The sequence below is a fragment of the Agromyces sp. NPDC056965 genome (genome assembly GCF_042673425.1).
Classification (GTDB): domain Bacteria; phylum Actinomycetota; class Actinomycetes; order Actinomycetales; family Microbacteriaceae; genus Agromyces.
On sequence record NZ_JBHURI010000130.1, the window covers coordinates 1 to 7,020 of the forward strand.

The following is a 7,020-nucleotide window of genomic DNA, read 5'->3' on the forward strand; positions in this document are numbered from 1 at the left end:
GCACCGCAGGGGGCAGACCCCTGCGGTGCGGTGTCGGTCAGCCGGCGTTCGCGCGGCGACGGGCGGCGACGAGCACTGCTCCGCCGAGGAGCGTCAGGAGGACCGCCCCGGCGATCGGCCAGCCGAGCTCGACGCCCGTGGAGGCCAGTGATGCGTTCGGCGCCGGGGGCGCGGGCGTGGCGGCCGGCGGCGTCGGCGGAGTGGACGGCGTCGGCGGGACGAGGGCGATCGGGTTGTCGAGCGTCACGGCGACGGTCGTGCGGTCGCCGATCACCAGGGTCGTGGTGCCGTCGTTCGTCATGACGCCGTCGCCCGAGAATCGGGGCGTTCCGTAGCGCGCCCCGCTGATCGCCTCGGGCTCGGCCTCGTTCAGGGTCACGACCGTGCCGGCCGGCAAGCCGTCGATGCCCTGCGGCGTGCCGGGCGCGAGTGCGAGCGATCCGGTGACGGCGGAACCGTCGCGCAGGTACGAGTAGGTCACGGTGTAGGCGGTGCCGTCGGGCACGAGGGCCGCGCCGTCGCCCGACAGCCGCTTGGTCACGGTGAATCCGCCGACATTGCTCGTGCCGCCGCCCTCACCGCCCGCCGTGACGAACTCGACCGGCCACGTGGCGAACTGCTCGCCCGATGCCGTGACGGTGTTGCCGAAGAGGTCGCCCTGGCGCGCGTCCACCGGCAGCGTCGTGCGGTACTGCAGCGTGTACACGCGATCCTCCGAGGTCACCGGTTCGTTGAAGGTGAACTCGAAGGAGTGGGTGGCGGGCGAGTCGACGAGCGTGAAGGTCTCGGGGCCGGTGCCTGCGACGACCTCGTGGTACTCCCATGAGGCCCATTTCGATGCGGGAACCCAGCCGGCCGTGACACTCGAGGAGTCGAAGCCCATGCGCGCGTCGTAGACGTCCTCGAGCACGACGGGGGAGTCGCCTGCGAGCACGTCCGACGGGACGACGACCTGCCACGTGATCGAGGTGGCGTCATCGTTCAGTCAGCCCCACTTCTGCGGCGAGGTCGGTGCGGTGCCGGGCTCGCCGCCCTCGACGATCCCTCCGCCCGGGATCGGGACGCGGATCTCGATGCCGTTGCCGGTGGTGAAGATGTACGAGTCGTCATCGGTCGCCGTCGTGGACTGCGCGAAGAAGTGCAGCGTCCCGCGCACGTCGTGGTGGGACTCGACGTAGTCGCCGAGGGTGCACAGGATGCTCGACTCGGTGACGGCGCAGTCGCCGACCGTCGCACCCGAGGCGTCGCGGAGCACGAAGGTCGCCGCGTAGGCCCGCACGGGGCTCGGGAAGTCGAGACGGAACGTGTCGCCCTCGACGGCGCCCGCCGGCGCGGCCCACGTGGCATCGACGGTGTAGCGCTGACCGACCCCGATCGGGCTGCTCGGGGCGTCGGCGTTGATCGTGACGCTCGTGATGGCGTCGAGTTCGATCGCGTTCGCTGCGGCCGGGGCGGCGATCACCATCGCCAAGGAGGCGAGTGCCGCTGCCAGTGATGCCGCGATCGCTCGGAAGCCTCGGGGCGTTCGGGTGGGGGTGTGCGCATTCGGGTGCACGGTGGATCAGCTCCTTCGGGTGGAAAGCGGAGGAGCTGTGGGTGCAGCTCTCCACCCGAAGAGACGGTCCGAACCCTGATCGATGATGCGGATCGAGCGATGCTCACGGGTTTCTCAGGTTCGGCGGCGCGCCGAATCCCGCGCCAGCGTTTCGCGCCGCGCGGCGGGTGCGACCCGACGACCGCGTCTCAGTCGTCGAGCACGAAGGTCACCTCGAGCGTGACCGACCACGACGTGACGGCGCCGTCGGCGACGTCGACCTTCTGCTCCTTGACCCAGGCGCCGGTGACGTTGCGCAGGGTCTCCGACGCCCGGGCGACGCCGGCGGCGACCGCGTCGTCGAAGCCCGTCTCCGAACGGACGGTGATGGTGGTGACACGTGCGACGGAAGTCATTGCATTCCCCCTCGAATGAAGTGCGTGCGTACGGGACTCATCTTGCGCCTCCGTCGTGCGGAAAGCGAGGGGCTTGCGGCGTCCGCGAATGCCCCCTGGTCGACGCGGCGGCGAACGGCAGTCGACCAGTCGATGAATCCTCGGTTCCCGGAGGCGATTCCGGCAGTCCACCGCCCGAGCAGCCCTCACGCTGGATGCGTGAAGGTCGTCCTCCTCGCAGAATCGTTCCTCCCGCACATGAACGGAGTGACGCATTCGCTGCTGCAGGTGCTGCGCCACCTCGAACGTCGGGGGCACGAGGCCCTCGTGATCGCCCCGCGCTCGGGGCCGATCGACCACACGCTCTACGGCGCCCGCACCGTGCTGCTGCCGTCGGTGCCGCTGCCGAGCTATCCCGATGTGCGCGTCACCCTCGCCGGTGCGCACCGCCTCGCCGAGGTGATGCGCGCGCACGAGGCCGACGTCGTGCACCTCGCATCGCCCTTCGTGCTCGGTTGGCGCGGCGTGCTCGCCGCGGAGTCCGTGGGGATCCCGAGCGTCGCGATCTACCAGACCGACATCCCCTCGTACGCCGAGCGCTACGGGGTTCCCGGTGCCGCGCCGGCACTCACCCGCCACCTCGGGCGCCTGCACCGTCGCGCCACCCTGACCCTCGCGCCGTCGTCGTCGGCGGTCGACAAGCTCGAGTCCCTCGGCGTCGATCGCCTCCGGCTCTGGCGTCGCGGCGTCGACACTGAACGCTTCGCTCCCCGCCGACGCGACGAGGCCTGGCGTCGCGAGATGGTGCCGAACGGCGAAGTGCTCGTCGGCTACGTCGGCCGACTGGCACCCGAGAAGCAGGTCGAGGACCTCCACGCCATCGCGGCGCTGCCGGGCGTGCGCCTCGTCGTCATCGGCGACGGCCCGTCGCGAGAGCAGCTCGAACGCCTGTTGCCCGGGGCCCGCTTCACCGGGTTCCTCGGCGGCGACGAGCTCGCGCGGGCGATGGCGAGCCTCGACGTCTTCGTGCACCCCGGAGAGAGCGAGACGTTCTGCCAGACCGTGCAGGAGGCGATGGCGAGCGGCGTGCCCGTCGTGGCGACCGGGCGCGGCGGCCCGGTCGACCTCGTGCAGAACAGTGCGAACGGATGGCTCTACCGCCCGGGGGACCTCGACGAACTGCGCGATCGGGTGCGCGACCTGACGGGCGACGACGCGAAGCGCCGTGCATTCGGCGAACGCGCACGCGACTCGGTCGCCGGTCGCAGCTGGGAGCGCCTCGGCGACGAGCTGATCGGCCACTACGAGGCGGCGATCGGGCGGGCTGCGGCCACGGCGACGGATGCCTCGGCGCCGCTGCCGCTCGCTCGGGGCGCGGGCCCCGCGGCATCCGCACCGCCTGCTGCCGCCCGCCGCCGCTGGAGTCGCTACGTCGCCGTCGGGGACTCGCTGACCGAGGGGCTCTGCGACGCCTCACGCGTGCCGGCGGGGGAGTACCGCGGCTGGGCCGACCGCCTCGCGATGCTCATCGCCGGGGCGAGCTCGGCGGGCGAACCCGTCGCGTACGCGAACCTCGCGGTGCGCAGTCGCAAGGTGCGCGACGCGGTCGACGTGCAGCTGCCGCAGGCGGCCGCGCTCGGAGCCGACCTCGTCTCGGTGCTCATCGGGGCGAACGACCTCGTGGGGCGCCGAGCCGATCCCGAGGACCTCGCGCGCGACCTCGGCGTGGCCGTGGCGCGGCTGCGATCGACGGGATGCGACGTGCTCCTCGTGACCCCGTTCCTGCCGCGCCGCCCGGTCACGCGGTTCTTCGCCCGACGCTTCCGGGCCTACAACGCGCTCCTGAGAGACCTCGCGGATGCCACCGGCTCGATGCTCCTCGATGTCGACGCCCACCCCGAGCTCGTCGACGACGGGCGCTGGGCGGAGGATCGCGTGCACCTGAACGCCGCGGGGCATCGGGGCATCGCGTACGCCGCGGCGCGCGTGCTCGGCATGCGGGACGCGGGCGTGCTCGGCGAACTCGAGCACGCCGTGCACGAGCACGAGGAGCAGTTCGATCGCACGGTGGTCGGCGACGCCGAATGGCTCCTGCGGCACGCGGTGCCGTGGATCCGGCGTCGTCTCGCCGGGCGCGCAGCGGGCGACGGCCGAGCACCGAAGCGCGAGCAATTGCTGCCCGTCATCGTGCCGGCGACGGATCGAACCTCGCCGACGGCACCGGTTGCCGCGGCTCGGCGGGCGGTGCGCGGGGAGTGACGCCGAATCAGCCGCTCTTGCGGCGGAACTCGCGCTTGTGGTCGGCCGGACCCTGCGTGTGCTGGGCAGCGCCGCCACCGTCGAGGTGGGCTTCGCCCGAGCGCTTCTTCGCCGCGTTGTTCTTGCGATCGAGCGCTTCGCGGAACTTGCGCTTCGCCTCGTCGGACGGGCCCTGGTTGGTCTGCTCGTCGGAACTCATGCGTTCGAGTCTGTCACGGATGCCTCGTGCTCGCGCACGCCGGAGGGGCGGCGAGCCCGCGCTCGCCACGCGACATCCGCTGTTCACCGGCCGAAAACCCGTGCTCTGCTAGGATTGGGGGAGGTTGCCCGTGCTCTTGGTGCGGGCGATCGCTTGGAGCAGGCCGGCAGGAAGCTGGTCCCCTGTGGTGGATTACCAAACCAAGGTTTGGTGGACTTCTACTGGTGGCCAGCGTGAACGCAAGACCTTGCGATTCGTATTGCCTGTTCCTGCTCCTCTGGATGAGTCGCGCCCATACGGGGTGCGACGGTAAACAAAGGAGACGACCTCTTGGAAGGTCCTGAAATCACGTTCGCCGAAGCCGTCATCGACAATGGCAAGTTCGGCACCCGCACCATCCGCTTCGAGACCGGACGACTCGCGCAGCAGGCGCAGGGTTCCGCCGTCGCCTACATCGACGAAGAGACCATGCTGCTCTCGGCGACCTCGGTCTCCAAGCAGCCGAAGGAGCACTTCGACTTCTTCCCGCTCACGATCGACGTCGAAGAGCGCATGTACGCCGCGGGCCGCATCCCGGGCTCGTTCTTCCGTCGCGAGGGCCGTCCCTCGACCGAGGCGATCCTCACCTGCCGTCTGATCGACCGCCCCCTGCGCCCCTCGTTCGTCGAGGGCCTCCGCAACGAGGTGCAGGTCGTCGTCACCGTGCTCGCCATCGAGCCCGACGAGCTCTACGACGTGCTCGCCATCAACGCCGCCTCGCTCTCGACGCAGCTCTCCGGCCTCCCGTTCTCGGGCCCCGTCGCCGGTGTGCGCGTCGCGCTCATCGACGGCCAGTGGGTCGCGTTCCCGAAGTTCTCGCAGCTCGAAGACGCCGTGTTCAGCATGGTCGTCGCCGGTCGCGTCGTGACCGAGGCCGACGGCTCGCAGGATGTCGCGATCATGATGATCGAGGCCGAGGCGACCGACAACGCCTGGAACCTGATCCAGGCCGGCGCCGTCAAGCCCGACGAGGCCGTCATCGCGCAAGGCATCGAGGCTTCGAAGCCCTTCATCAAGCAGCTCGTCGAGGCGCAGGAGACGGTCGCGAAGACCGCAGCCAAGCCCACCGCCGACTACCCGACCTTCCCGCCCTACCAGGCCGAGGTCAAGGCTGCCGTCGAGGCATTCGCGAGCGCCGAGCTCAAGGACGTCTACAAGATCGCCGGCAAGGTCGAGCGTCAAGACGCCGACGACGCGCTCAAGTCGCGCGTCAAGGAGCACGTCGCGGCCAAGGTCGAAGCGGGCGAACTGCCCGAGTCGGCCAACGCCGAGGTCTCCGCGGCCTACAAGTCGGTCACCAAGAAGGTCATGCGCACGCGCGTGCTCGAAGAGGGCGTCCGTATCGACGGCCGCGGCCTCGCCGACATCCGTCCGCTCGACGCAGAGGTGCAGGTCGTTCCCCGCGTGCACGGCTCGGCGATCTTCCAGCGCGGTGAGACCCAGATCATGGGCATCACCACGCTGAACATGCTGAAGCTCGAGCAGTCGATCGACTCGCTGAGCCCGGTCACCAAGAAGCGCTACATGCACAACTACAACTTCCCGCCCTACTCGACCGGTGAGACCGGTCGCGTCGGGTCGCCGAAGCGTCGCGAGATCGGGCACGGCGCACTCGCCGAGCGCGCACTCGTGCCCGTGCTGCCGACGCGCGAGGAGTTCCCCTACGCGATCCGCCAGGTGTCCGAGGCTCTCGGCTCCAACGGCTCGACGTCGATGGGCTCCGTCTGCGCCTCGACCCTCGCGCTCCTGAACGCGGGCGTGCCGCTGCGCGCACCCGTCGCCGGCATCGCGATGGGCCTCATCTCCGACACCGTGAACGGCGAGACCCGCTACGCGGCGCTCACCGACATCCTCGGCGCAGAAGACGCGCTCGGCGACATGGACTTCAAGGTCGCCGGCACGTCGGAGTTCGTCACCGCGATCCAGCTCGACACGAAGCTCGACGGCATCCCCGCCTCGGTGCTCGCCGGCGCGCTGACGCAGGCGAAGGACGCCCGCACGACGATCCTCGCCGTGCTGAACGCCGCCATCGACGGCCCCGACGAGATGGCCCCGACCGCGCCCCGCGTGATCTCGGTGCAGATCCCCGTCGACAAGATCGGCGAGCTGATCGGCCCGAAGGGCAAGACGATCAACGCGATCCAGGACGAGACCGGCGCCGACATCTCCATCGAGGAGGACGGCACCGTCTACATCGGCGCGACCGACGGCCCCTCGGCCGAGGCCGCCCGCGCCCAGGTCAACGCGATCGCGAACCCGACGAACCCCGAGGTCGGCGAGCAGTTCCTCGGAACCGTCGTCAAGATCGCGGCGTTCGGTGCGTTCGTCTCGCTGCTCCCGGGCAAGGACGGCCTGCTGCACATCAGCGAGGTGCGCAAGCTCGCCGGTGGCAAGCGCGTCGAGAACGTCGAAGACGTGCTCGGCGTCGGCCAGAAGATCCTCGTCGAGATCACGAAGATCGACGACCGCGGCAAGCTGTCGCTCGCCCCGGTGCTGGCCGAAGACGCCGACACCGAGGGTCGCGAGACCGCAGGCACGCACGCCGAGGAGCCCGCAGAGGGCGCCGACGCGTAAGTCGCAGGCAGTACAGCGGT

At 70.4% G+C, this 7,020-nt stretch carries 6 protein-coding genes; 2 read left to right on the forward strand and 4 right to left on the reverse strand.

What is annotated here, in order from left to right:
* Nucleotides 1-37 precede the first annotated feature (37 nt).
* The 3 genes from ACFTQE_RS19510 to ACFTQE_RS19520 all read right to left on the reverse strand — a co-directional run bounded on the left by ACFTQE_RS19510 (nucleotide 38) and on the right by ACFTQE_RS19520 (nucleotide 1,950).
* Nucleotides 38-934 carry a DUF5979 domain-containing protein gene (locus tag ACFTQE_RS19510; protein WP_376926626.1) on the reverse strand — a complete coding sequence of 299 codons (897 nt, stop codon included), beginning with the start codon at nucleotides 932-934 and terminating at the stop codon, nucleotides 38-40.
* A 51-nt stretch (nucleotides 935-985) separates the two neighbouring features.
* The gene (locus ACFTQE_RS19515; protein WP_376926627.1) at nucleotides 986-1,465 is read right to left on the reverse strand and encodes an Ig-like domain-containing protein; all 480 of its coding nucleotides are present in this window, start codon (nucleotides 1,463-1,465) and stop codon (nucleotides 986-988) included.
* Between the two features lie 278 nt (nucleotides 1,466-1,743).
* A complete protein-coding gene (locus ACFTQE_RS19520; protein ID WP_375836905.1) occupies nucleotides 1,744-1,950 on the reverse strand; it encodes a dodecin family protein in 207 nt (68 codons plus the stop codon).
* A 198-nt stretch (nucleotides 1,951-2,148) separates the two neighbouring features.
* Between ACFTQE_RS19520 and ACFTQE_RS19525 the strand changes: the two genes are divergently transcribed.
* Nucleotides 2,149-4,188 (forward strand): glycosyltransferase, encoded by a 2,040-nt coding sequence (locus tag ACFTQE_RS19525; protein ID WP_376926628.1) that lies wholly within the window; start codon nucleotides 2,149-2,151, stop codon nucleotides 4,186-4,188.
* A gap of 7 nt (nucleotides 4,189-4,195) precedes the next feature.
* Here ACFTQE_RS19525 and ACFTQE_RS19530 read toward each other — a convergent pair whose 3' ends face one another.
* Complete coding sequence (locus ACFTQE_RS19530) at nucleotides 4,196-4,387, reverse strand: DUF5302 domain-containing protein (RefSeq protein ID WP_056658069.1); 192 nt, start codon at nucleotides 4,385-4,387, stop codon at nucleotides 4,196-4,198.
* Between the two features lie 330 nt (nucleotides 4,388-4,717).
* On the opposite strand from ACFTQE_RS19530, the gene ACFTQE_RS19535 reads away from it, so the two are divergent.
* Nucleotides 4,718-7,000, forward strand: coding sequence for a polyribonucleotide nucleotidyltransferase (locus ACFTQE_RS19535; protein WP_376926629.1), 2,283 nt, complete (start codon nucleotides 4,718-4,720; stop codon nucleotides 6,998-7,000).
* Nucleotides 7,001-7,020: the final 20 nt, after the last annotated feature.